Source organism: Streptomyces sp. NBC_01439 (assembly GCF_036227605.1).
Taxonomy (GTDB): domain Bacteria; phylum Actinomycetota; class Actinomycetes; order Streptomycetales; family Streptomycetaceae; genus Streptomyces.
In genome coordinates this window covers 5,715,267-5,740,990 of record NZ_CP109487.1, presented here as the reverse complement: position 1 = coordinate 5,740,990, position 25,724 = coordinate 5,715,267, and the positions used below count along the sequence as shown (strand labels likewise).

Below are 25,724 nucleotides of genomic sequence, written 5' to 3'. Positions count from 1 at the left end.
TCTTCGTTCTCGTGGATGGGTGCTGCGGTACGGCGGTACGGATCACTCGCCGGGGCGGTCGGCCTTGTCGACGCCGTCCCAGACGTTGGAGTACCAGGGGCGGTCGGAGCCGGCGTGGCCGGTCCGGTGCGGCTGCGGGGACTGGGCCCCGGGGTCGCTCATGATGTAGCCGATCTCCCCCGGGCGCAGGAAGTGCAGGTGCTTGCGCGCCTGCTGCTCCGCGTAGGCGTCGTCCTGCCAGCGGGCCTTCTCGTCACGGAGCCGCTCGAGGCGGTCCCGCGCGGCCGCGGCGGCCCGCTGCTGCTTCGCGATCTCCGAGCGCTGGGAAACGTACTGGCGCATCGGATACGCGAGGGCGACGACCAGCGTACAGAGGACGAGCACCAGGAGCGCGGCGCGGCCGGTGAGCCGGCTGCGGCGGACCTGGCGCCGCGACTGCGACCGGTAGACGTGGGCGGCGGTCCGCTCGCCGAGCTGCTTGAGCCTCGTCGCGGTGGAGAAGGTGGAGAACCGATCCCGGTTCCCGGCCATTGGTCCGCCTCCCCTAGGTACGCACTACGCAATACGTCCCCGCACACGGTACGGGACCGAGTGCGGGGACGTACGGAGGCCAGCCCCTCAGGGGGGTGATTAGCCCTTGAAGCGCGGGAAGGCGGAGCGGCCCGCGTACACCGCGGCGTCGTCGAGGATCTCCTCGATGCGCAGCAGCTGGTTGTACTTGGCGACGCGGTCCGAGCGGGCCGGGGCGCCGGTCTTGATCTGACCGCAGTTCACGGCGACGGCGAGGTCGGCGATGGTGACGTCCTCGGTCTCACCGGAACGGTGGGACATCATGCACTTGAAGCCGTTGCGCTGGGCCATCTCGACTGCGTCCAGGGTCTCGGTCAGCGAACCGATCTGGTTCACCTTCACGAGCAGGGCGTTCGCGGAGCCCTCCTCGATACCGCGGGCCAGACGCTCCGGGTTGGTGACGAACAGGTCGTCACCAACGATCTGGACCTTGGCGCCGAGGCGGTCGGTGATGGTCTTCCAGCCGTCCCAGTCGTCCTCGAACAGCGGGTCCTCGATGGAGACCAGCGGGTACGCCTCGACGAGCTCGGCGTAGTAGTCGGTCATCTCGGCGGCCGAGCGGGACTTGCCCTCGAACTCGTACTGGCCGTCCTTGTAGAACTCGGACGCGGCGACGTCGAGCGCGAGCGCGATGTCCGTGCCCGGGGTGTAGCCGGCCTGCTTGATGGCCTCGATGATGAGGTCGAGCGCGGCGCGGTTGGACTCCAGGTTCGGGGCGAAGCCGCCCTCGTCGCCCAGGCCGGTGGAGAGGCCCTTGGTGTGCAGGACCTTCTTGAGGGTGTGGTAGACCTCGGCACCCCAACGCAGCGCCTCGGAGAAGGACTCCGCGCCGATGGGGGCGATCATGAACTCCTGGATGTCCACGTTGGAGTCGGCGTGCGACCCACCGTTGAGGATGTTCATCATCGGAACGGGCAGCAGGTGCGCGTTCGGACCGCCGAGGTAGCGGAAGAGCGGGAGGTCCGAGGCCTCGGACGCGGCGTGCGCGACGGCCAGGGACACGCCGAGGATGGCGTTGGCGCCGAGCGAGCCCTTGTTGTCGGTGGCGTCCAGGTCGAACATGGCCTGGTCGATCAGGCGCTGCTCGGTGGCGTCGTAGCCGACGAGCTCCGGGCCGATCTGCTCGATGACGGCGAGGACGGCCTTCTCGACACCCTTGCCGAAGTAACGGTCGGGGTCACCGTCACGCAGCTCGATGGCCTCGAATGCACCGGTGGAGGCGCCGGACGGAACTGCAGCACGGCCGGTGCTGCCATCGTCGAGGCCCACCTCGACCTCGACCGTGGGGTTGCCTCGGGAGTCCAGGATTTCCCGGGCTACGACGACGTCGATGGACGGCACGAGCATCTCCTTCTGGGATGTGACGCTGAGTGTGCGGTGGCGTGTCAGGCCGTGGGATGGCCTTGCCGCCTAGAGCCTAACCGGCTCCGGGCACTGGGCCGCCCGACCGCCCGGACCCTGGGACGAAAAAGCGCTCGAATACCCCTCTTCCGGGACATACATCGCTTGATCATCGACGTTCGGGGGCCGCACGCAGCACCGCCCGGCGCGTGGGGCGCGCGCCGGGCGGTGGAAATCCTGCACGGGGTCAGCTGACGCCGCGTACACGTTCCTGCGGCTCTACCGCAGTGTTCAGCTGAGCTTCAGCTTCTGTCCCGGGAAGATCAGGTCGGCGTCCGAGACGATGTCCTTGTTCAGCTCGAAGAGCTGCTGCCAGCCGCCCTTGACGCCGTTGGCCTCGGCGATGGTGCCCAGGGTGTCGCCCGACTTGACCTCGTACGAGCCGTTGCCGGTCTTCGGCGCGGCCGGAGCCTCGGTGCGCTCGGAGCGGGTGGTCGGAGCCTCGGCGCGCTTGGTCTCCTGCTTCGGCGCGGCCTTGGTCTCGACCTTCTTCGTCTCGACCTTCTTCGTCTCGGCCTTCGGCTGCGGCTTGGACTGCGGCTTAGACTGGGGCTTCGACGACGCCGGGGTCTCGGAGCCGCCACCGCTGTAGGCGGAGTTCGACAGGCCCTTGCCGCAGGACGGCCAGGCGCCCTTGCCCTGGCTCTTGAGGACCTTCTCGGCGATGGCTATCTGCTGCGACTTGGAGGCCTGGTTGGCCTGCGCGGCGTACGACTTGCCACCGAACCCGGCCCACGTGGAGGGCGAGAACTGCAGACCGCCGTAGTAGCCGTTGCCCGTGTTGATGGCCCAGTTGCCACCCGACTCGCACTGCGCGACCTTGTCCCACTCGGACGTGGTGGCGGCGCTGGCGGTGCCCGCGGCCATCAGGGGGGCGGCCACGGCCACACCGGCGACACCGGCGAGCGTGACGATCCGAACAGACCGCTCGATTGCAGTACCGCGACGGTGCTTGCCCTTGCCGGAAAGCAGCATGGAGTTCTCCTCACCGACGCCTACGAGGTGAGCTGTCGGGTTCGGGCGAGTGAGTTGCCCGGCCGTGCGACCTAGCGCACGTCTTAACCCCAAGCCGGTTGCGTGACCGTCTCTCAACGGCCGCTCCCGGCACCTACCTTGGTTCCCCCGCTCCTGCCTTCGGCGCTTGACGCGACGACTGTTCCCCCCGTCCGCCGGCAGGATTCGGCGATGCGGTCGAAGGAGCTCGCGGTGGCGAGCGATTCAGAAGGTAGACAGGTCTCTCCCCGATGTTCAACGACGAACATCGGGGAGAAACGGCCCCTACTTGCGCCCCCTGCAGGGGTGTTTGCGCAGGTGAGGGCGGGGTTTGCGGAAGCCCCGAGGCGGGACACGCCAGTTGACCGGAAGAGACACATGTCTCACTTATAGAAATCCGACATTCGACTCTTTCCGGATAACTGAACTGTCCTTATTGCGGGGTTAGATCCAGGTTCTGGCCGGGCTTGATGAGGTCGGCGTCCCCGCCGATGACTTGCTCATTGGCCTGGTAGAGACCGTTCCAGCCCCCCTTTACGCCCTTGGCAACCGCGATGGTCGCCAGGCTGTCGCCCGCCTGGACCGTGTAAGTGGGGTCCGATGCGGCACCGGACGGGGCCGTCGACTCGCCCTCGGGCGCACCGCGGTGCTTGCCGCTGCCCTCGACAGGAGTGGCGCCGGTGGTCTGCGGGACCTCCGGGTTCGCGGGGGCCGTCGAGTCGACCGGGGGCAGTCCCGGCGTGACGGGCGGGGTGGTGGGCGCGGTCGGGTCCACCGGCTGCGTCGGCGCCGTCGGGTCGACGGGGGCCGGCGTGCCGGTCGGGCCGCCCGGCTGGACCGGAGCGGTCGGGTCGACCGGAGGCGTCGTCGGGACGTCCGGCGCGGGCATGACGGGCAGCCCGACGGACGGGGCGTCGGGAATCAGGAACGGGGTGCTGGACGGGCTCGCAGCCGGGGCCGGGGTCGGCGACCCGTAGTCCGTGGACGGCTTGCCGCCCCCGGTGGACGGAACGGCGTCGTCCGGGCGGGACGGCGCGGGGGCGATCGGGCTCTGGCTGCCGGGCAGACCGGGGTCCACCTTGGCGGCGGGGCTCTCCTTGACCAGGCCGGCCGAGGCCGCGCACAGCGGCCAGGCCTGCGGCCCCGTCGAGCCGAGCACCCGCTCGGCCACGGCTATCTGCTGGGAACGGCTCGCCAGGTCGGGGCGCTCGGCGAAGTCGAGCCCGCCGGCGCTCTGCCACTCTTCCTGGGTGAACTGGAGTCCGCCGTAGGCGCCGCTACCGAAGTTCGCGCTCCACGAGCCGCCGCTCTCGCACTCGGCGACCTTGTCCCACGTGGACGTGTCGGCGGCAGTGGCGCTGGTGGCGGCCAACAGCGGCATGGCCAGCGCGGAGCCAGTGACTCCGGCTGTGACGACCAGCGCGGGGACCTGGCGGGGGCGTCTGTGACGGCCGTTCCCGGAGAGCATGAGGGATCACCTTTCGCATATAACAGCGGGGTAACGGCAGAACCTAGCGGCCTTCGAACGATTGTCACAAGTCAAGGCCGAACCTGACTTTTAATCAGCTTTCGCGCAACTGTTTTGAGCCGCGAATCGAACGGGAAGAGTGCGCAGTCCTCGCATGATCAACCCTCCGCGCCAGCGCAGGTCTTGGGGTGGAACGGCAAGTTCCAGATCAGGTAGACGCGTCAGCAAAGTCGCGAGTGCGGTCTGCCCTTCGAGTCGGGCGAGCGGGGCACCCAGGCAGTAGTGGATGCCGTGGCCGTACCCGAGGTGCTGATTGTCGGTCCGGGAGAGGTCGAGGGTGTCCGGGTCCGCGAAGCGCTCGGGGTCCCGGTCGGCCGCGGCGAGGACGACGAGAACCGGATCGCCCGCCGCGACGTCCTTGCCTCCGAGAGTCAGTGGTTCGGTGGCGAACCGCCAGGTCGCCAGCTCCACGGGGCCGTCGTAGCGGAGCAGCTCCTCGATGCCGGTCTCCAGCAGGCCGCGGTCGCCGGCGGCGAGGGAGTCTTGGAGGCGGGTGCGCTGGTCCGGATTCATGAAGAGGGAGTGGACCCCGTTGCCGATGAGGTTCACGGTGGTCTCGAAACCGGCGAAGAGCAGGATGAAGGCCATGGCGGTGGCCTCGCCCTCCGTCAGGTGGTCGCCGTGATCGCTCGCCCGAATCAGGTCGGAAATGAGGTCATCGCCCAGATCGCCCCTTTTGCGATGAATGAGTTCGCCGAGGTAGGTCCGCATCTGCTTGACCGACCGGGCCACCCCACCACGTGGACCGCCGCCGTGGCGGATCATCATGCCGGCCCAGTCGCGGAAGTCGTCCTGGTCCTCGCGCGGTACCCCGAGCATCTCGCAGATGGCGTAGATCGGGAGCGGGAAGGCGAACTCGTGAATGAGATCGGCCTCGCCCCTCCCCGCGAACTGGTCGATCAGGTGGTCGGTGAGCGCCTGCACCCGCGGGGCGAACTCGGCGACCCTGCGGGGGGTGAAGGCCTTCGACACCAGTCGCCGCAGCCGGGTGTGGTCGGGCGGGTCGATGTTGAGCAGGTGCGTCATCAGCTCCGCCTTGCGCTCCCCCGGGATCCCGGTCTTGCCCTTGGCGTGCGCGGGCTCGGCGTGGTGCGCCGGATTCTTGCTGAGCCGCTGGTCGGCGAGGGCCTGGCGGGCATCGGCGTACCGGGTGACGAGCCACGCCTCGACCCCACTGGGCAGCTTGGTGCGGTGCACCGGGGAGTGCTCGCGCAGCCAGGCGTACGCCGGGTAGGGGTCGGTCGCGAACTCCCAGTCGAAGAGGGTGGGGCCCTCGGCGGAAGGGGTGTCGGCGGGAGTGTCCGCGGGGGTTTCGGCGGGGGTTCCGGAGGTCTGCTCGTGCACCTGATGACCGTATCCCGGCGCCGAAACCCCATCCGATATAGCCGGTTAGTCGCGGCTGTCCGTAGATCGGCCATCCCTTGACGTCAACTTCTCCGACATTCCTACTTTCGGTTTTGTGGATGTCAGGATCTTGAAAAGCAGTTTCGCGGTGGTGGAGAGACGGGCCGAGCACGCCGTCAAGTTCTTCTACTCCCACCTCTTCTGGCACAACCCCGCGATCCGCGCCCTCTTCCCGGACCCCCTCCACGACATGGAACGCCAGCGGGACCGGCTCTTCGCCGCGCTCACCCACGTGATCGCCCACATGGACGACGAGACCCTCGGCCCCTACCTGCGCGACCTGGGACGCGACCACCGCAAGTTCCTGGTCCGCCCCGAGCACTACGCGGCCGTCGGCGCCAGCCTGCTCGCCGCACTCGCGGAGACCTCCGGCGCGGCCTGGACCCCACCGGTCGAGAAGGCCTGGGCCGAGGCCTACCAGGTGATGGCCGACGCGATGACGGCCGGCGCCGAAGCGAGCGAGGACCCACCGTGGTGGGACGCCGAGGTCGTGCGCCACCTCCAGTACGGACCGGACATAGGCGTCCTGACGCTACGGCCGCACGCACCCTTCCCCTATCTCCCCGGCCAGTACACGAGCGTGAGCAGCGGTCGGTTCCCGACGACCTGGCGCACCTACTCCATCGGCAACGCCCCCCGCCCCGACGGCACCCTCGACCTGCACGTCAGCCGGGTCGAACAGGGGCGCCTGAGCACCGCCCTGGTCCGCGAGACCCGGCCGGGCGACCTGCTGCGACTCAGCGCCGCCGGCGGGCAGCTGACCTTCCGCCGCGCGGACCGCCCGGTCAGCCTGATCGCCGCCGGCACCGGCTGGGCACCCATCCGGGCCCTGCTGGAGGACCTCGCGGAGCGTCCCTGCGATCAGGACGTACGGCTCTTCGTGGTGGCCCGGGACGGCGCGCACCTCTACGACCGCCCGCTCATCGACGCGTTCGCCGCCAGCTGCGCCTGGCTCGCCGTCACCTACATCACGCCCGCCCCGGGGCGCCACCGCAACCAGGCCACCGACCGGCTGGCGACCGCCCTGGGCAACCGGGGGCTGTGGCCGGACCAGGACGTCTACCTGAGCGGTCCGCCGCAGTTCATCGACGAGACCGCCCACCTCCTCCAGGAGCTGGGCGCCCGCCCCGGCCGCCTCTTCCACGACGCCGTACCGGCCCGGGGCCCCGCGTACGGGGAGCGCCCGCTGGGATTCGGCGAGTGGTTCCTCGACCCCCGGGCGCCCCACTGGCACGACCCGTCGGCCCGCGCGCCGAAGGCGTACTGAAGGAAGGCCCCCTCGAGGAAGGTCCCCTACTCGCCCGGCTCCGCCACGCCCTCGGCCGCCCGGATCGCGTCCCGGTAGGCGCGGGCCGCCGCGCGCAGCGCGGTCTCGGGGTCGGTCCCCGCCGCCTCGGCACGGGCCGCGAGCTCGAGCAGTTCGTACCCGATGCCCTCGCCGCGGGGCAGTTCCACGGCCACGCCGCCCGTCCGGGCCCGGCCCGCGAGCTTGGCGGCGAGCGCCAAGCCGGGCTGGCCCACCGGGATCCCGTCGGTGACCGACTCCCGCCGCTTCTCCACCGCCTTGGTGCGCTGCCAGTGCGCGTTGACGTCCTCCGGGGTCTCGGCCTCCGCGTCGCCGAAGACGTGCGGATGCCGGTGGATCAGCTTGGTGACCAGCGCCCCGGCCACGTCGTCGATGGAGAAGGCCTCGGTAGCGTCCTCGCCGTCCTCGCCGTCCCCGCCGGCCTCCTCGGCGATCCGGGCGTGGAAGACCACCTGGAGCAGCACGTCGCCGAGCTCCTCGCGCAGCTCCTCCCGGTCCCCGTCCTCGATGGCCTCGACCAGCTCGTACGCCTCTTCGATCGCGTACTTGGCCAGGCCCCGGTGGGTCTGCCGGGAGGTCCACGGGCACTCGCGCCGGACCCGGTCCATCACCTGGACCAGGTCGAGCAGGCGCGCGCCCGGCAGGTCGTAGGAGCCCGGAAGGAGTTCCAGGTCGGGCATCGAGACCCGGCCCGAGCCGGCCAGCCGGGCCAGCCCGTCGGTGAGCCGCTGGTCGCCCTCGCCGCCCGGGAGCACCACGACCGTACGGCCGCCCGCGCAGGCCTCGACCAGCGCGTGCGCGTCCGGGCTCTCGAACGCGACCTCGATGCCCGCCTCCCGCAGGTACGGCAGCTGCGGGTGGTCGGGGTCGGCGCACAGCACCCGGTCCGCTGCGTGCAGGGTCTGCCACGCCGGCCAGGACAGTACGCCGGGGGCGACCCGGTGGCTGGTGGTCAGCAGGACGATGCGGCCCGTGGGCTCGGCGGCGGCGGTGGCGGTGGGTTCGGAGTGGTCGGTCACCCTCCGAACCTACCTCCGGCGCGCCGGCCCGCGGCCCGCGGGACCCCGGAGCCTCAGGCTCCGGCGGGCGCCGCCTCGGGCCGCGTCCGCTGGGTGATCCAGGGCGTCTCCCCGGTGCCGAGCTTGATCTCCTTGGCGTCCCAGGCGCCGTAGCGCGGGTTCACCTCGATGTGCAGTGCCTCGACGGCGGCGCGGGCGGGCTGCTCCAGCTTCCCGGCTCCGTACTTGGCGGTGAGCGCGGTGAGGAGCACCCGGTCCCGGAGGAAGCGGTCGACCTGGCCGGGGGCCATGGCCCCCTTCTGCAGGAGCAGTGCCTCGAACTGCTCGTTGCCGCCGTTCTCGTCGACGTACGCCTTGCGTTCGTCCTCGATGTCCTTCTGGGTGGCCGTGAGCCCGGCGGTATCGGCCATCTTGTCGATGATCCGGCTCTGGAGGAGCGCGTCGAGCTTCTGCCGCTCCAGGTGGGGGGTGCTCGCGATGAGCTCGGCAGCGGCCTGCCCGGACCGGTTCTGCGCCGCACGGACGTCGTTGACCTGGGCCTGGAGCGCGGAGGTGGTGATCCGTTCGCCGCCCACGACGGCCGCGGTGCCGGCTCGCGGCTCGCCCGAGCAGGCGGACAGCAGGGGCGCCGCCACGAGCAGGGCGGCGGAGACGGAGAGCGCTGTGCGACGGTGCAAAGGAGCCTCCAGGGCCGGAAGATTGTGCGTCAGTGCACAAAGGGCCGTGCGGTGATCGATGTTATGAGGTCACGGTGATCCGGACCACCGGTTCGACCAACGATTCACGCGCGGACCGAACACGCACCGTTCATAGGCGAGCCGGCGGGCACGGGCGGGTCCGGCACGCCACCCGTCACCCGTTCTGGGGACCCCGAGCCCCTCGCGCCGCCGGGATCGGCCACCGGCAACCCTGAGGCCACCCTTCGGTCACCCGGCCCTGCCAAGGTCGGCCCACCATGTCGACAACGCACCGCTCGCCGCACCCCTCGCCGCGTCCCGCACCGCGTCCCGCACCGTCTCCCGCACCGCGCCGCTCACCGCACGGCTCACCGCGCCGCCGGAGCCTGCTCGGCTCGGCGTTCGCCGCCCTGCTCACGGCGGTGGCGGTGTGCGCCGGGGACGCCGCCACCCGGGTGTTCCCCTACGGGCCGCGCCACCGCAGCATCAACGACCTCGGCAACCAGTTCGTCCCCTTCCACGCGCAGCTGTGGGACCTGCTGCACGGCCGCGCGGAGGGCGGACTGCTGTTCAACTGGCGCTCCGGCTACGGCATGAGTTTCCTGCCGGACCTGGGCACCTACCTGACCAGCCCCTTCGCCGTCCTCGTCGGTCTCTTCCCGCGCGCGGACATCGACCTCGCCGTGTACGTCGTGACCGTGCTCAAGACGGCGGCCGCGGCGGCCGCGATGGCCTGGCTGCTGCGCACGCAGCGCCGCGGGCCCTGGTGGGCGGCCGGCCTGCTCGGGGCCTCGTATGCGCTGTGCGGCTGGTCGGTGATCGAAGCCTCGTACAACCCGATGTGGCTGGACGGGCTGCTCGCCTTCCCCCTGCTGTGCCTGACCGGCGAATGGGCCCTGCGCGGGCGCCGGGTCCTGCTGGCGCCGCTGGTCGTCGCGGTCTGCTGGACGGCGAACTTCTACACCGCCTACATGGCGACGCTGGGTGCGGCGCTGGTGCTGCTGGTACGGGTGGCGCTCACCCGGGAGGGCACCTCGAGCCGGCTGTCGGTGATCGCGCGGGGCGCCGGGACGACCCTGCTCGGGATCGCGCTCGCGGCGCCCGTCCTCCTGCCCCTCTTCCTCAGCTCCGGACGGGCCTATCCGGGATGGGTCAAGGAGTTCCGGCCGGTGACCTGGGCGGACCTGTTCGCACGGCTGCTGCCCGGGACGTACTCCTTCTCCTCCCCCGCCGTCTTCGTGGGCACCGGAACCCTGCTGCTGGTGGCCGCGCTGCCCTTCCACCGGGCGGTCCCGGCGCGCACCCGGCTGTGGTGGGCGGGGCTGACCGTGGCCGTGGCGCTCTCCCTCCAGTGGGCGCCGACCCATCTGGCCTGGCACCTGTTCGCCACCCCGAACGGAAGCCCGTACCGGCAGACCTTCGTGCTGGCCGGGATCGCCGTGATCGCCGCCTGGACCGGGCTGGCCGCGGGCCCGCCGCGGCCGCCGGCGCTGGCCGCGGGAGCGGGCGTCCTTTCGGTCGCCGCGCTGTGGGCGCAGAGCAGCCCGCTGGTGACGGCGGCGGGCTACGCGCTCTTCGCCGGCGGGCTGGCCCTGGCGGGGGCGGCCTGGTGGTCGCTGCGCCACCGCCGTCCCGCGTGGCCGGCGGCCACACTGCTCGCGCTGGTCCTCCTGGCCCAGGCCGCCGCGACCACCGCCTACGGACACAAGGGCAAGCTGGGCGGGCTCGACGACTACCCGTCCTGGGGGCCGGCGCACACCGCGCGCGCCGAGGCCCTGGCGGCGGCCGACGGCTGGCCCGCGTACCGCACCGACCCGAGCCGGCCCGCCCTGACGGGCAACGACCCGCTGCTGCTCGGCGGCGAGGGCGGCGCCTACTACAGCAGCCACACCCCGGACGTGTTCACCCGCACGATGGTCGCCCTCGGGGCGGGCTGGACCTCGCGCGGACGCAACGTCCAGAGCATCGACAACCCGGTCACGGACGCCGTCTTCGCGGTCGGCGCACGCCTGCAGCCCGACGGCACGGTCCGCCGCGCCCAGGTGCCCCCGCTGGTGACGACCCGCCCGCCCGGCGCCCCCCTCTCCTACGCCGAGGACTCCCCCTTCGCCAACCAGGAAGCACTGCTGGGCGCCCGGGTGTACGAGGACCCGCTCGCACCCGGCACCTGCCGCGCGGGCACGGAGGCCTACCTGTGGGCCCCCGAGTACAACGCGACGGCCCGCCTCGCGGACGGCCCCGCCTTCCGCCTGAACGGCAACGCCCCCCGCAACCGGGCCGCCCTCCAGCCGATGGGCCCCTCCCGCGGGGAGTCCTCGGCCCTGGTCTTCGACGCGGCCCCGCCCCCGCGGTGGACCCTGTCCTGCCTGGACCGGACGCGGCTCGACGCCGCGGTCGCCGGCCTGCGGGCAACGGCCGCGACCTCGGTCCGGGTCGACTCCTCCGGGGTCCGCGCCACCCTCCCGCCGGGCACGACCGGCACGGCGGTCCTCTCGGTCCCCGCGATCGCCGGCTGGACCTGCAACGGCCGCCCGGCCGCCGGTCACCTGGGCCTGGTGGCGGTCCCGCTCACCCCCGGCACCACCCGGGTGAGCTGTGAGTTCCGCCCGCCGGGTCTGGTTCCGGGGCTGGCCGTCCTGGCGGGCGCGTCGGGGATCCTGCTGCTCGCGGCCCTGCGGGGACGCACCCGGCGCTCGGTCAGCGGACCTGGCTGAGCCACTGCAACGTGCGGCGGATCTCGGCCGGGAAGGGGTGGCCCGGGCCGTGCAGCCGTTCCGCGTCGAACAGCAGCCGGGCCAGGGTGTCGTGGGCCGCCTGGCGGTCGCCGAGGGAGAGCAGCAGGTGGGCTATCCGGCGGCGGACCTCCAGCGGGAGGCCCGGGTCCGGGTTGGCGTAGTGGTTCTCGAAGAACGGGAGCAGCGAGCGGTACTCGGCCAGGGCGGCGGCCGGCTCGCCCAGTTGCTCCAGGCACTGAGCCGAGTCGTAGCGGAAGCGCAGCGACTGGGGGTCCCCGGCCGGGAACTCGTCGGCGAGGCGGCGCAGTTCCGGCAGGGCCCGCCGGTACTGGCCGTCGTCCATCAGCGTGGCGGCGTACTGCTTGCGCAGGGAGCGCACCACCGGGGAGTGCTCCCCGTGCTCGGCGGCCGCCGCCGGGAGGATGCCGCCGAGGATGTCCACGGCCTGGGTGAGCCGCCCCTCGTCCAGGGCCTTGCGGGCCTCGTCCACGGCTCCGGGGACGTCGGCCTTGGGCGGCGCGGGCGGGGTGCTCGGCCGCGGGGGGATGGCCGCGGCCCGGTCCGGCCAGGGTGCCTGCGGGCGCAGGAAGGGCCGGGTCGGGTCGAGCGGGCCGGACGGGGTGCGGCTGCCGCGGGCGGGCAGCAGCGGGGCCAGCGCCTCGTAGACCTCCTGGGCGGAGGAGGGCCGGTCCTGCGGGTCCTTGGCGAGGAGGTGGAGCAGGAGCTTCTCCAGCTCCGGCGGGATCTCCGGGCGCGCCTGGCGGACCGGGAGCGGGGGCTCGTACAGGTGGCGGTGCAGGACGCCGAGGGCGGTGGATCCGGCGAAGGGGACGTTGCCGGTGAGGAGTTCGTACAGCAGCACGCCGAGGGCGTACAGGTCGGTGTACGGGCCCACGGCGCCGCCCATGGCCTGCTCGGGCGCCATGTACGCGGGGCTACCGATGGGCGAGCCGGTGCTGGTGAGGCGGGTGGTGTCGGTGTCCATCACCGAGGCCACGCCGAGGTCCAGGACGAGCACCGTGCCGTCCGGGCGGACCATCACGTTGCGCGGCTTCAGGTCCCGGTGCACGATCGGCACCGCGTGCACGGCCGACAGGACCGAGCACAGCTGCGCGACGACGGCGACCGCCCACTGCCAGGGGTAGGGGTCGTGCTCGGCGAGGTGGTCGGCGAGGTCGGCGCCCTCCACGTAGCCCATGACGAGGAAGAGTTCGTCGCCGTCGCTGCCCGCGTCGTGCACGGTGACCAGGCCGGGGTGGTCGACCTGCGCGGTGACCCGGCACTCGCGCACGAAGCGGCGGCGCAGCTCCTCGGCGACGGTGCCGGGGCCCGCGACCTTGTCGGGGCGCAGCAGTTTGACGGCGACGCGGCGGTCCAGGCGCCGGTCGTAGGCGGTCCATACCTGGCCCATGCCGCCCTGACCGAGGACGGTCGCGAGCTGGTAGCGGTCGCCGATGAGCCGGTCGGTCACTGCTGCGGGTCCTGGTACGGGGTCTGGTGGGGATCGTGGCGGGGGCCGCCGGCCGGCGGGGTCTGCTTGCGCAGCAGCTCGCTGAGCTCGTCGAGCTCGGCGCGGACCTGCCCGATGCGCGGGGGCGGCGTCGGCTGCGGCGGCACCTGCGGAGGGGCCGGGGTCGGCGCGGGGGTCGGCGTCGGGGTGGAGGGCCGGGTGGTGGCCGTGGCGGGCGGGTACCCGTAGGCGGGCCCGGACGGCTGCGGGTGGACGTACGGAGCGGGCTGCGCCGGGTACCACTGTGAGGTCAGGGCCGACCGCCGGGCCTCGTGGTGCTTGATGTCGGCGACGAGGAAGTACACGCAGATCGCGAAACCCATGAGGATCGAGCCGCCGGCGCCCAGGTCGCTCTGCCAGCCGTTGACTTCGGGCGTGGGGTCGGCCTGGATGAGCGCCATCCACACGACGGCGAGCACGCAGCTGGCCACCATCAGCGCCCAGTCACGGGACTTGCGCGTGACCAGGGCGAGTCGCAGCAACGACCCCCAGGCGAGGAAGCCGCAGCTGAGGATGGGCAGCAGCACGAACACCACGCGCAATGCCATCACACCCCCCGAATCGGACTGGGGGCCGTGCTGCGGCGGAAGGCCGGGGCCGTGCATCGCTGCTCCTGACGGGCCGTGCGGAAGAAGTTTCGGGTCTGAGGGTATACAGCGTTCCCGGCCAGGGGTGAGGGGATGCGCGCAACCGTTGCACGCTCGCTGCACGGCCGTTCACTCCGGCGTGACCGTGCCGTCGGAGAGACCGTCGTGGAAACCCTGTACGAGTTGTTCGCCGAGCCGCCCCGCCAGCCGTAGTGCGTCCTCGAACTCGGCGAGCGCGCGGAAGCGGAGCCCGTAGCTCTGTTGTTGTGCCAGGGGCAGCCGGGGCAGCTGGAGCCGGCGTACGTCGAGCCGGGTGGCGGTGGAGGCGTGGCTGCTGGCGCGGCGGGTGTTGGCGGTGCCGCGCAGGAATCCGGCCAGGAACCACGGGTCGAGGGCGTCGGGGTCGGGGCGCAGCAGGGCCAGGCCGCGGCCCGGTACCGCGCCCGCGACGGCTTCGCCCACGACCCGGGCGATGGTCGCTCCGCCAACGAGGGGGACGAGTACGTCGCCGGGGGCGGTGAGCACGGGCTCGTCGGCGGTGGGCACCAGGGTGCCGGAGGGGCCGCTCCCGGTGTAGACGTCCTGTTCGGTGAGGACGGGGGCCGATCCGGTGCCGCCGCCGGTGCCGGTGTGCAGCTCCAGGGCTCCGGCGCGGGCGAGTTCGCCGACGGTGGTCATCGGCGGTCGGGCCGTGCCCCCGGCGGGCGCCGCCGCGGGCGGCGGGGTGAGCCGGGCGGCCCGGCCGAGGGTCTCGCCGAGCTGCTCCCGTACGGCGGTCAGCGCGGCGGGACCGCCACCGGCGGCCGGCGGGGGCAGGTGGCGGGCGGGGGTGAGGTCGACGTCGTCGTCCAGCAGCTCGATGACGGGGACCACGCGGCTGACGCCGGGCTCCTGGGCGAGCGAGCCGGTGCGGTCGTACGCGCTCCAGGCGTCCTGCACCGCGCCGTGCACGGCGGGCCATGCCGTGCGCAGGGGGGTGTCGGCGGCGAGCGCGGCGGTGTCGACGAGCAGCAGCCCGGCCGGGGGCGCCGCGTGCGGGGCGGGTCGGCGCAACACCCACAGGTGCAGGGGGATTCCGTACGGGGGCGCCGCCCCGGCCGGGAGTGCGACGACGGCCCGTAGCGCGCCGCGGCGCAGCAGGTCGGCGCGGATGCGGCGGCCGGAGCGGCGGGCGGCGACGGCGGGCGGCATGAGCAGGACGGCGGTGCCGCCTTCGCGCAGGTGGGCCAGGGCGTGCTGGACCCAGGCGAGTTCGGATTCGGTGCGGGCCGGGAAGCCGTACTCCCAGCGCGGGTCGTAGGCCAGTTCCTCGTGGCCCCAACCGCGTTCGTTGAACGGAGGGTGGCAGAGCACGGCGTCGACGGTGTCCTGGGCGAAGGCGTCGGCCCGCAGGCTGTCGGCCGCGGCCGCGCGGATCCGGGGCGTTCCGTTCAGGGCGAGGCGCAGGGCGGCGAGCGCGGCGAGTTCGGGCGCGGAGTCCTGCGCGTACAGGGTGGTGGCGCCGGGGACGGCCCGCAGCAGGGTGCCGGTGCCGCAGGCGGGGTCGAGGACGGTGCGCGCTGCGGGTCCGGCGAGGGCGGCCATGAGCCCGGCGAGAGAATCCGGGGTGAGCGTGTACTGGCGCGGGTTGGCGTCGAGGTGGCGTCCGAGCAGGAACTCGAAGGCCTGGCGGGCGCCGAGTTCGGCGGCGAGTTCGGCGGCGGCCCGCAGCAGCGGCATGGTGGCCGGGCGCAGCGGGATCTCGGCGAGCGCGTGGCCGGTCCCGAGGCGCGCGCCGAGCACCTGGTCGAGGACGGGCCGCAGCAGGGTGGACATGCGTGCGTCGGAGACCGCGGTCAGCTGCAGCCAGTCGGCGGGCCGGTCGCGTACGACGAGCAGGGCGCCGCCCGCCGTAACGAGGGCGGTGACGGCCCCGCCGGGGTGGGCGGTGATCTGCTGCCAGACGCGTTCGCGCAGCGGGACCTCGGCGAGCTTGCCCTGGGCGCGCAGCCAGTGTTCCACCTCGTCCAGGGAGAAGGAGGGGCTGGTTTCGGTGCCGCCGACAGGCTTGGGGAAGTCGGCGTGGCGGCGGCGCCAGTTGCTCACGGCCGCGCGGCCGACTCCGGCCAGGCGGGCGACCTCGGCCGCGGTGACCTCTGCTGCGGCGTTCTCCTCGGGCATGCCGGGGAGCATACCCGCTCACGCTCGAGAGATCGATTCACAGCGTGAACTCAAGAATATCTGTGAATCATGTTGACTCGGTTCACAAGAATCTGCTGTGATCGGCACGCCTTCACCCGCCGGACCGCTGCACACGCCCACGAGCGGAACACGATCTTCCGGTTCTCCTTTAATCTTCCTTTACCCCTTCCAGCTGCCCTAGAGAGTCCCCATGCGCACCGCTCACCGCCTCACCGCCACCGCCGCCCTCGCCTGCGCCGCCGCCCTCGGCCTCACCGGGTGCTTCGCCTCCGGCCCGTTCGCGGATCTCTCCGGCTCCGAGGTCGCGGACAAGTCCGTGGACGCCCTGCGCGGCGCCACCTCGCTCACCGTCAGCGGCAAGATCTGGGCCGACGGCAAGCCGATGGACCTGAACATGGCCGTCAGCAAGACCGGCGACTGCCGGGGCACGATGGCCGGCCAGGAGGGCTCCTTCGAGCTGATCCGCAACGCCCAGTTCGTGTTCATCAAGGCGGACGAGCCCTTCTACCGCTCGCAGATGAAGGACCTGCCCAAGGACCAGGCGGACGGGGCGGTCAAGCTGCTGGCGGGCCACTGGCTGAAGTCGAAGGTCTCGGACGCCGACGCCAAGGAGCTCGCCTCCCTGTGCGACCTGGACGAACTGCTCAAGGAGTTCGACGACAGCAAGGGCGCGGAGAAGGGCAAGGTCACCTCGGTCGACGGCCAGAAGGCCCTCACCCTGACCACGAAGACCGACGAGGGCACCGAGACCCTGCTGGTCGCCACCGAGGGCACGCCCTACCTGCTCAAGGCGGGCATCACCGGCAAGGAACCGGCCGAGATCTCCTTCTCGGGCTTCGACAAGCCGGTCCAGGCCGAGGCCCCGGCCGACAAGGACGTCATAGACGCGGACCAGCTGGGCTGAGCCGCGCACGCGGGAACGGCCGTGGCCGGGGGCCCCTGAGGTCCCCGGCCACGGCCGTTCCCGTCGTCAGCGCATCCGCTACGGCCGCTACGAACCGAGGATGGTGGTGAGGAACTCCCCCGTCCAGGCCAGCAGTTCCCGCCCGACCACCGGCTTCCCGCCGATCTTGCCCGCCTTCGGGCGCGGGACCAGCACCTGCGAGGTGGCGGGCTTGAGCACCGTCCCCGGGTAGAGCCGCTTGAGCCGCAGCTCCTGCGACTCGCGCAGCTCCACCGGCCCGAACCGGACGTTGTTGCCCTGGAGGGTGATGTCCCCGACCCCGCAGGCCCGGGCCAGCATCCGCAGCCCGGCCACCAGCAGCAGGTTCTCCACCGGCTCCGGCAGCTTGCCGTAGCGGTCGGTGAGCTCCTCCCGCACGGCCTTGATGTCCGCCTCGGAGGTGGCGGAGGCGATGGACCGGTACGCCTGCAGGCGCAGCCGCTCGCCGGGCGCGTAGTCGTGCGGAACGTGCGCGTCGACCGGCAGCTCGATCTTGACCTCCAACGGCGGCTCCTCCTCCACCTGACCCTCGACCGCGGCCCGGTAGTCGGCCACGGCCTCGCCGACCATCCGGATGTAGAGGTCGAAGCCGACGCCCGCGATGTGACCGGACTGCTCGCCGCCGAGCAGATTGCCCGCGCCGCGGATCTCCAGGTCCTTCATCGCCACGTACATGCCCGCGCCCATCTCGGTGTGCTGGGCGATCGTCGCGAGGCGCTCGTGCGCGGTCTCGGTCAGCGGCTTCTCCGGCGGGTAGAGGAAGTACGCGTACCCGCGCTCGCGGCCGCGCCCGACGCGACCGCGCAGCTGGTGCAGCTGGCTCAGGCCGAAGTTGTCGCCGCGCTCCACGATCAGGGTGTTGGCGTTGGAGATGTCGATGCCGGACTCGACGATCGTCGTCGAGACGAGCACGTCGAACTTCTTCTCCCAGAAGTCGACGACGACCTGCTCCAGGGCCTGCTCCGACATCTGGCCGTGCGCCGTCGCGATCCGCGCCTCGGGCACGATCTCGCGCAGCTTGGCCGCCGCCCGGTCGATCGACTCGACCCGGTTGTGGATGTAGAAGCACTGGCCCTCGCGCAGCAGCTCGCGGCGGATGGCCGCACCGATCTGCTTCTCCTCGTACGGGCCGACGAAGGTCAGCACCGGGTGGCGCTCCTCCGGCGGGGTGGTGATCGTCGACATCTCGCGGATGCCGGTCACCGCCATCTCCAGGGTGCGCGGGATCGGGGTCGCGGACATGGTGAGCACGTCCACGTTGGCGCGGAGCTTCTTCAGCTGCTCCTTGTGCTCCACGCCGAAGCGCTGCTCCTCGTCGACGATGACCAGGCCGAGGTCCTTGAACCTCGTCTCCTGCGAGAACAGCCGGTGGGTACCGATGACCACGTCCACCGAGCCCTCGTGGAGGCCCTCCAGGGTGGCCTTGGACTCGCCCTCGCTCTGGAAGCGCGAGAGCGCCTTCACCTTGACGGGGAACTGGCTGTAGCGCTCGGAGAAGGTGCCGTAGTGCTGCTGCACGAGCAGGGTCGTCGGGACGAGGACGGCGACCTGCTTGCCGTCCTGGACCGCCTTGAACGCGGCTCTCACGGCAATTTCGGTTTTGCCGTATCCGACGTCGCCGCAGATCAGCCGGTCCATCGGGACCGACTTCTCCATGTCCTCCTTGACCTCGGCGATGGTGGTGAGCTGGTCGGGCGTCTCCGCGTACGGGAAGGCGTCCTCCAACTCGCGCTGCCAGGGGGTGTCCGGTCCGAAGGTGTGGCCGGGGGCCGCCATGCGCGCGCTGTAGAGCTTGATGAGGTCGGCGGCGATCTCCTTGACAGCCTTCTTCGCGCGCGCCTTGGTCTTGGTCCAGTCGGCGCCGCCGAGCCGGTGCAGGGTCGGGGCCTCGCCGCCCACGTACTTGGTGACCTGCTCCAGCTGGTCGGTGGGGATGTAGAGGCGGTCGCCGGGCTGGCCGCGCTTGGCCGGCGCGTACTCCACCAGCAGGTACTCGCGGGTGGCGCCCTGCACCGTGCGCTGGACCATCTCGACGTAGCGGCCCACGCCGTGCTGCTCGTGGACGATGTAGTCGCCGGCCTCCAGGGTCAGCGGGTCGATGGTCTTGCGGCGCCGGGTCGGCATCCGGCCGAGGTCCTTGGTGGCGGTGCGCTGACCGGTCAGGTCGGTCTCGGTGAGGACGGCCAGGCGCAGCACCGGGTCGACGAAGCCGTTGTCGATCGAGCCACAGGCGACGTGCACCAGGCTCGGCTCGAGGGAGCGCAGTTCCGGCTCCAGCCGGGCCGCGATGCCCTCGCCGCCGAGCACCTCGACGGTACGGGCGGCCGGGCCGTGGCCCTCGGTGAGGTAGACGGTGTGCCAGCCGTCGGCGATCCAGCCCTTGGTGTCGGCCAGCGCCCGGGCGGTGTCGCCCCGGTAGGCCTCCGGGGCGTGCATGCCGAGCTTGAGGGTGTCGCTGCCGCCCGCGCTCTCGTCGGCGGCGAAGGGCGACACCGACCACCACATCATGTCCAGCTCGCGGGCCCGGTCGCGGACGTCGGCGATCCCGCGGAGCGAGGCCGCGCCGACGTCGATGGGGGCCTCGCCGCCGCCCGCGGTGGCCGCCCAGGAGGCCATCAGGAACTCCTGGCTCGTCGCCACGAGGTCGGCGGCCCGGGTCCGGACCCGCTCCGGATCGCAGACCACGGCCATCGACCCGGCGGGCAGCACGTCGATCAACAGTTCCATCTCGTCGACGAGGACCGGGGCGAGGGATTCCATGCCCTCCACGGCGATCCCCTCGGCGATCTTGTGCAGCAGCTCGCCGAGCTCGGGGTGGGCCTCGGCGAGGGCCGCGGCCCGCTCCCGTACCGCGTCGGTCAACAGCAGCTCGCGGCAGGGCGGGGCCCACAGCCCGTGCTCGGCGATCTCCAGGGAGCGCTGGTCGGCGACCTTGAAGTAACGGATCTCTTCGACCTCGTCGCCCCAGAACTCGATGCGCAGCGGGTGTTCCTCGGTGGGCGGGAACACGTCGAGGATGCCGCCGCGCACGGCGAACTCCCCGCGCTTCTCGACGAGCTCGACCCGCGCGTACGCGGCGGCGGCCAGCGCCTCGGTGATCTCGCCGAGGTCGGCGCCGCCGCCTTGGCGCAGGCTGACCGGGACCAGCTCACCGAGCCCCTTGACCTGTGGCTGGAGCACCGACCGGATGGGCGCGACGAGCACGCTCACGGGACCTGCGGCCGGGTCGTCCTTGCTCGGGTGCACCAGGCGGCGCAGGACGGCGAGCCGGCGGCCCATGGTGTCGCTGCGCGGACTGAGCCGCTCGTGCGGGAGGGTCTCCCACGACGGGTAGTCCACCACCTCGTCGGGCGGCAGCAAGGAGCGCAGCGCGGCGGCGAGGTCCTCGGCCTCGCGCCCGGTGGCGGTGACCGCCAGCACGGTCCGCCCCGTCTGCCGGGCCAGCGCGGCGATCGCGAAGGGCCGCGCGGCGGCGGGTCCGACCAGGTCCACGTGCATGCGCTTGCCGTCCCCGGCCGCGCTGACCGCCTCGGCGAGGGCGGCATCACGGGTGACGGCGTCGAGCAGTCCGTGCAGGCTCATGAAGAGGCTTTCCGTCCGGTGAAGGTCTGGAGTCTGAAGGTGTGCGGTGCGGTGCGGTGCGGGTGCGGGGGCAACGCGAAGGGCCCGACACGTCGCACGGGCCGGGGGTTCCCACCCTACGACGACGCCCCCCGCGCCGCTTTACGATGTTCCTGTTCTGCCTGTCCGAGCTCGCCGTGTCGTCTTCCGCCGGGGAGACCACTACCTGCGGAGGAGCACGAGTCCGTGACGAGCGATGCGATGGCCCGCCCGGCGCCGGTGGTACCGGCACCCGCGAAACCGGACCGGTACGCGTGGGCCCCGCCCTGGCTGGTGGCCGCCGGACTGTTCGCCGTCTACCTCGTCCTGTCCGTCGGCCGGTTCCGGCGGATGGACTGGGCCTCCTGGGACCTGGGGATCTTCGAGCAGGCGATCCGCGCGTACGCGCACCTGCAGGAGCCCGTCGCCGACCTGAAGGGGCCGGGGGCCAACATCCTCGGGGACCACTTCAGCCCGATTATCGCGCTCGTCGCCCCCGTCTACCGGGTCTTCCCCGGGCCCCTCACCCTGCTGGTCGTGCAGTCGGCGCTGTTCGCGCTGTCCGCCGTGCCCGTCACCCGGGCGGCCGTACGGTTCCTCGGCCGGGCCCGCGGACTCGCGGTCGGCATCGCGTACGGGCTGTCCTGGGGCGTCCAGCGGGCCGTCGAGTTCGACTTCCACGAGATCGCCTTCGCCGTGCCCCTGCTGGCCTTCGCCCTGGAGGCGGTGCTCGCCCGACGTTGGCGGGCCGCCCTGCTGTGGGGGCTGCCGCTGGTCCTCGTCAAGGAGGACCTCGGCTTCACGCTCGCCGCGCTGGCCGTGGTGGTGGCCTGGCGGGCCCGCGACGCCAACCGGCGGATCGCCATGGCCGCGCTCGGCGTCGCCGCCGCGGCCTGCGTCTTCGCCGTCCTGGTGTTCACCGTCTTCATACCGGCCTTCGCCACGGCGGGGTACGGCTACTGGGACAAGATCGACGGGGCGGGTCCGCTCGGCGGCATCGGCACCAAGCTCACCACCTTGGCCTGGGTGCTGGTCCCCACCTCCGGGCTGCTCGCGCTGCGCTCGCCGCTGCTCCTGGTGGCCGCGCCCACCCTCGGCTGGCGGTTCCTGTCGGGGGACGACCACTACTGGTCCACCGACTGGCACTACAGCGCCGTCCTCATGCCCGTCGTGGCCCTCGCCCTGGTCGACGCCATCGACACCGTCCGGCGCAGCGAGCACCCCCGGCTGCGCTCGTACGCCCTTCAGATGCCGACCGCCGTGCTGGCCGCCGCCCTCGCCCTGAGCGCGACCGCCATGCCGACGGCCAAGCTCGTCGAGGCCCGTACGTACGAGAAGCCCGAGCGGGTCACGGCGATCGAGCGGCTCCTGGACCGGATCCCCGACGGGGCGACTGTGGAGGCCGACACCACCCCGCTGACCCGGCTGACCTCCCGCTGCCGCGTGCTGTGGATCGGCGGCAGCAAGGGCGTGGTCCCCGACTGGATCACCATCGACAACTCCTCCAAGTGGGCCGGCGAGGACCCGACCGGCTACGCCGGCCAGCTGCACCCCGGCGAGCGGTTCACCCTCGTGGGCGAGGCCGGCGGCATCGTCCTGATGCAGCGGGAGTGAAGGGGAAGGCCGGCGTCGGCCCCGCCCCGTACGACGACGCCGGTCCGGGACCCCGAGGTCCCGGACCGGCATTCCCCCGAACGAACGCGAGCCGGTTACTCGCTCGCGATCGCGTTCAGTACGTTCATCCGCCCTGCCCGGAAGGCCGGGACCAGTGCGGCGAACAAGCCCACGAAGGCCGAGGCGGCGAACACCCCGAGGATCGTCGGCCACGGGATCTCCAGGACGTTCAGGTTCTCGAGCTCCAGCAGCTTCTGCGCGGTCACGCCCCAGCCCATGCCCAGCCCGAGGCCCAGCAGGGCGCCGAAGAGGGCGATGACCACCGATTCCAGGCGGATCATGCGGCGCAGCTGGCGGCGGGAGAGGCCGATGGCGCGCATCAGACCGATCTCCCGGGTCCGCTCGACCACCGAGAGGGCCAGGGTGTTCACGACGCCCAGGACCGCGACGATGATCGCGAGGGCGAGCAGCCCGTAGACCATGTTCAGCAGCTGACCGACCTGGTCCTTGAGGGCCTGCTTGTAGTCGGTCTGGTTGCGCACCTGGTACTGCGGGTAGTCGGCCAGCGCCGCCTTGACGGCGGTGTACGCGGCCGCGTCGGACTGCCCGTCCTTCGCCGAGGCCAACAGCATGATCGGCCGGGGCATCTGGTCGGCCGGCAGGAACTTCGCGGCGGTCGCGGTGCTGACGTAGATCGATCCCCTGTCGATGTTGCCCTCGTCGAGGGTGATCGCGGCGACCTTCAGCGTGGCGGTCCGGCCGCCGGTGAAGTCGACCTTCAGCTCGTCGCCGACCTTGACGTGGTGCTTGTCCGCGTAGATCGAGCCGACGGAGAGCGCGCCCTCGCCGAACGCCGCCGTCTGCTCCCCGGTGACCATCTTGCGCCGCAGGTCCTGGGCGTACGTCAGGTCGGTGACGGCCAGGTCGCTCTTCTCGGAGCTCCCGTCGGGGGCGGTGACCGTGGCCGGCACCTGCCGGTACGGGGTGACGTGGTCCAGGCCCTTGGCGGCGCGCAGCGCCTCCTCGGCCTGCGGCACGACCGGCTGCTGCTGGTTCTGCGACTGGACGATGTAGTCCGCGCCCACCGTCTTGTCGAGCTCCTCGGTGGCGGAGGCCACCATGGACGAGCCGACCACCGACAGGCAGGCGACCAGCGCCAGGCCGATCATCAGCGCGGCGGCGGTGGCACCGGTACGGCGCGGGTTGCGCAGCGCGTTGCGCTCGGCGAGCCGGCCGACGGGCCCGAAGGGCCGCAGCACCGCGCCGGACAGGGCCCGTACGACGACGCCGGCGAGCAGCGGGCCGATGATGATGAAGCCGATGAGGGTGAGGACCACGCCCGTGCCCAGCCACGTCGATCCGGGTACGGCCTCCTCGGCCGACGCCGAGAGGAGCAGGGCGGCTCCGCCGATCCCGGTGAGGACCAGGCCCAGGGCGGCGCGGACCCGGCCGGCCTTCTTGTCGCCGGGGGTGCCCGACTCGCGCAGGGCCGCCATCGGGGAGACCTTGCCGGCCCGGCGGGCCGGGACGAAGGCGGAGACGATGGTGACGACGACGCCGAGGAAGATGCCGAGGGCCGGTGTGGTCCAGGCGACGGTCAGGTCATCGGTCGACAGGTGCATGCCCAGCTGGCCCATGATCTCCATCAGGCCGACGGCCAGGCCCACGCCCGCGCCGACGCCCAGCAGCGAGCCGACGACACCGAGCAGGAAGGCCTCGAAGACCACCGACTTGAGGATCTGGCCGCTGTCGGCGCCGATGGCGCGCATCAGACCGATCTCGCGGGTGCGCTGGGCGACCAGCATCGAGAACGTGTTGAAGATCAGGAAGATGCCGACGAGGAAGGCGACCCCCGCGAAACCGAGCATCACGTACTTCATGATGTCGAGGAAGGAGCCGACGTCCTTGCGGTTGGAGTCCGCGGCTTCCTTGGCGGTCTGGATCTTGTACGTGTCCGCGCCGACGGCGGCGGCGACGTCCCGCTTCAGCTGCTCGTCGCTCACCCCCTCCTTGGCGACCACGTTGACGTGCGTGAAGGCGTCCGTGGAACCGAGCAGACCGCGCTGCGCGGTGGCGGTGTCGAAGTAGACGACCGCCGCGCCCGGGTTGGTCACGGTGAAGGAGGCGATGCCGGAGATGTTGGCGCGCAGGTCGCCGGTGACGGCGATGGTGCGCAGCTCGTCACCCAGCTTCAGGTGGTGCTTCTTGGCGGTGTCGGCGTCGATCATGACCTCGGTGGGGCCGCGCGGGGCCTGACCCGAGGTGATCTTCATGGACTTGAGCTCGTTGTCGCTCCAGTTGCCCGCGATGGTCGGGGCTCCGGTGGTCGAGCCCATGTTCTCGTTCTTGGAGTTGACGACCGTGACGGCCATCGAGACCACGCCGCCCTCGGCGGACTTGACCCCGTTCACCTTCCTGACCTGCTCGACCGTAGAGGCGGGCAGCGAGTCGGGCTTGCCGGTGGCCGAGATCTCCTCGCCGTCCTCGGCCGCCTTCGGGCTGACCGCGACGTTGGAGCCGGTGACGGCGAACAGCTTGTCGAAGGTGGTGTTCATGGTGTCGGTGAACACCAGGGTGCCGCAGACGAAGGCGACGGAGAGCATGACCGCGACGGCGGAGAGCGCCATCCGTCCCTTGTGGGCGACGAAGTTGCGCCGCGAGGTCTTCAGGACGGTGTTGCTCATGAGGTCCGCCCGCGTGCGTCGAAGTCCTTCATGCGGTCCAGGACCTGGTCGGCGGTGGGACCGTACATCTCGTCGACGATCTTGCCGTCGGCCAGGAAGATGACGCGGTCCGCGTAGGAGGCGGCCACAGGGTCGTGCGTGACCATGACGATCGTCTGGCCGAGCTCGTCCACCGAGCGGCGCAGGAAGCCGAGGACCTCGGCGCCCGCCCTGGAGTCCAGGTTTCCGGTCGGCTCGTCCCCGAAGATGATCTGCGGGCGGGCGGCGAGGGCGCGGGCGACCGCCACGCGCTGCTGCTGGCCGCCGGAGAGCTCGGTCGGGCGGTGCTTGAGGCGGCCGGCGAGGCCCACCGTCTCCACGACCCGGTTCAGCCACTCCGCGTCGGGCTTGCGGCCCGCGATGTCCATGGGGAGCGTGATGTTCTCCAGGGCGTTGAGCGTGGGCAGCAGGTTGAAGGCCTGGAAGATGAAGCCGATCCGGTCGCGGCGCAGCTGCGTGAGCTTCTTGTCCTTCAGCCCGGTGATCTCGGTGTCGTCCAGGTGGATGTGGCCGCTGGTCACCGTGTCGAGACCGGCGAGGCAGTGCATCAGCGTGGACTTGCCGGAACCGGAGGGGCCCATGATCGCGGTGAACTGGCCGCTCATGATGTTCACGTCGACGTCGTCGAGGGCGACGACGCGCGTCTCCCCTGAGCCGTACGCCTTGACGACGTTTCGTGCCCGGGCCGCGACAGCTGCATGCCCTCCAGTACCCCCGTGCCTGGTTTCGGTCATCGCCGTTGTCACGGTCTTTCTCCCTCTTCGGATGCGTGCGTCCGCGTGCGTCTGCAGGCGTCAGCGTCGGTGTGCGGCTGTTGCGGCTGTGCGTCCCGCGCCGTCATGAAGTCTCCGCCGGGCGGATGCGCGGCGCGCTGGTGCCCATCGCCGTATCCGCCCGGGGGTTAACCCCACCCCCCGGCCTGTGGTGCGTAGG

At 72.0% G+C, this 25,724-nt stretch carries 17 protein-coding genes and 1 riboswitch; of the genes, 4 read left to right on the top strand and 13 right to left on the bottom strand.

Annotated elements, in window-relative coordinates:
* Positions 1–42: 42 nt before the first annotated feature.
* The 5 genes from OG207_RS25950 to OG207_RS25930 form a co-directional block, all read right to left on the bottom strand.
* Positions 43–531: an FtsB family cell division protein gene (locus OG207_RS25950; RefSeq protein WP_266595734.1), complete on the bottom strand. Its 489-nt coding sequence runs from the start codon at positions 529–531 to the stop codon at positions 43–45.
* 99 nt (positions 532–630) lie between these two features.
* A complete protein-coding gene (eno, locus tag OG207_RS25945) occupies positions 631–1,911 on the bottom strand; it encodes a phosphopyruvate hydratase (protein ID WP_030763520.1) in 1,281 nt (426 codons plus the stop codon).
* 291 nt (positions 1,912–2,202) lie between these two features.
* Positions 2,203–2,946 carry a transglycosylase family protein gene (locus tag OG207_RS25940; RefSeq protein WP_329101332.1) on the bottom strand — a complete coding sequence of 248 codons (744 nt, stop codon included), beginning with the start codon at positions 2,944–2,946 and terminating at the stop codon, positions 2,203–2,205.
* Positions 2,947–2,948: 2 nt separating this feature from the next.
* A riboswitch (cyclic di-AMP (ydaO/yuaA leader) is annotated at positions 2,949–3,121 on the bottom strand.
* A 276-nt stretch (positions 3,122–3,397) separates the two neighbouring features.
* Positions 3,398–4,432, bottom strand: a complete 1,035-nt coding sequence (locus OG207_RS25935) for a LysM peptidoglycan-binding domain-containing protein (protein ID WP_329101330.1) — start codon at positions 4,430–4,432, stop codon at positions 3,398–3,400.
* A gap of 90 nt (positions 4,433–4,522) precedes the next feature.
* Positions 4,523–5,836, bottom strand: a complete 1,314-nt coding sequence (locus OG207_RS25930) for a cytochrome P450 family protein (protein ID WP_329101328.1) — start codon at positions 5,834–5,836, stop codon at positions 4,523–4,525.
* A gap of 130 nt (positions 5,837–5,966) precedes the next feature.
* Between OG207_RS25930 and OG207_RS25925 the strand changes: the two genes are divergently transcribed.
* Positions 5,967–7,163 (top strand): globin domain-containing protein, encoded by a 1,197-nt coding sequence (locus OG207_RS25925; protein WP_329101326.1) that lies wholly within the window; start codon positions 5,967–5,969, stop codon positions 7,161–7,163.
* 26 nt (positions 7,164–7,189) lie between these two features.
* On the opposite strand, the gene OG207_RS25920 is transcribed toward OG207_RS25925, so the two are convergent.
* Together OG207_RS25920 and OG207_RS25915 are read right to left on the bottom strand one after the other, a co-directional pair.
* Complete coding sequence (locus OG207_RS25920) at positions 7,190–8,221, bottom strand: nucleoside triphosphate pyrophosphohydrolase (RefSeq protein ID WP_329101324.1); 1,032 nt, start codon at positions 8,219–8,221, stop codon at positions 7,190–7,192.
* A 53-nt stretch (positions 8,222–8,274) separates the two neighbouring features.
* Complete coding sequence (locus tag OG207_RS25915) at positions 8,275–8,898, bottom strand: SurA N-terminal domain-containing protein (protein ID WP_329101322.1); 624 nt, start codon at positions 8,896–8,898, stop codon at positions 8,275–8,277.
* A gap of 278 nt (positions 8,899–9,176) precedes the next feature.
* Between OG207_RS25915 and OG207_RS25910 the strand changes: the two genes are divergently transcribed.
* Positions 9,177–11,612 carry a YfhO family protein gene (locus tag OG207_RS25910; protein WP_329101320.1) on the top strand — a complete coding sequence of 812 codons (2,436 nt, stop codon included), beginning with the start codon at positions 9,177–9,179 and terminating at the stop codon, positions 11,610–11,612.
* Here the strand turns inward: OG207_RS25910 and OG207_RS25905 are convergent.
* The 3 genes from OG207_RS25905 to OG207_RS25895 form a co-directional block, all read right to left on the bottom strand.
* Positions 11,596–13,104, bottom strand: coding sequence for a serine/threonine-protein kinase (locus tag OG207_RS25905; protein ID WP_329101318.1), 1,509 nt, complete (start codon positions 13,102–13,104; stop codon positions 11,596–11,598). The genes OG207_RS25910 and OG207_RS25905 overlap by 17 nt on opposite strands.
* Complete coding sequence (locus OG207_RS25900) at positions 13,101–13,691, bottom strand: hypothetical protein (protein WP_329101316.1); 591 nt, start codon at positions 13,689–13,691, stop codon at positions 13,101–13,103. Before OG207_RS25900 ends, OG207_RS25905 begins: the two co-directional genes overlap by 4 nt.
* Positions 13,692–13,859: 168 nt before the next feature.
* A complete protein-coding gene (locus tag OG207_RS25895) occupies positions 13,860–15,890 on the bottom strand; it encodes an N-6 DNA methylase (protein ID WP_329101314.1) in 2,031 nt (676 codons plus the stop codon).
* 211 nt (positions 15,891–16,101) lie between these two features.
* Between OG207_RS25895 and OG207_RS25890 the strand changes: the two genes are divergently transcribed.
* Positions 16,102–16,815: a hypothetical protein gene (locus OG207_RS25890; RefSeq protein WP_329101312.1), complete on the top strand. Its 714-nt coding sequence runs from the start codon at positions 16,102–16,104 to the stop codon at positions 16,813–16,815.
* Between the two features lie 87 nt (positions 16,816–16,902).
* Here OG207_RS25890 and mfd read toward each other — a convergent pair whose 3' ends face one another.
* Positions 16,903–20,436, bottom strand: a complete 3,534-nt coding sequence (gene mfd / locus OG207_RS25885) for a transcription-repair coupling factor (RefSeq protein WP_329101310.1) — start codon at positions 20,434–20,436, stop codon at positions 16,903–16,905.
* 240 nt (positions 20,437–20,676) lie between these two features.
* On the opposite strand from mfd, the gene OG207_RS25880 reads away from it, so the two are divergent.
* Positions 20,677–22,068: a DUF2079 domain-containing protein gene (locus tag OG207_RS25880; RefSeq protein WP_329107878.1), complete on the top strand. Its 1,392-nt coding sequence runs from the start codon at positions 20,677–20,679 to the stop codon at positions 22,066–22,068.
* Positions 22,069–22,163: 95 nt separating this feature from the next.
* Here the strand turns inward: OG207_RS25880 and OG207_RS25875 are convergent, their stop codons facing one another.
* Both OG207_RS25875 and OG207_RS25870 read right to left on the bottom strand, forming a co-directional pair.
* Positions 22,164–24,752, bottom strand: coding sequence for an ABC transporter permease (locus tag OG207_RS25875; protein WP_329101308.1), 2,589 nt, complete (start codon positions 24,750–24,752; stop codon positions 22,164–22,166).
* Entirely contained in the window at positions 24,749–25,525 is a 777-nt protein-coding gene (locus OG207_RS25870) for an ABC transporter ATP-binding protein (protein WP_402696716.1), read from the bottom strand. The genes OG207_RS25875 and OG207_RS25870 overlap by 4 nt, the downstream gene beginning before the upstream one ends.
* Positions 25,526–25,724 lie beyond the last annotated feature (199 nt).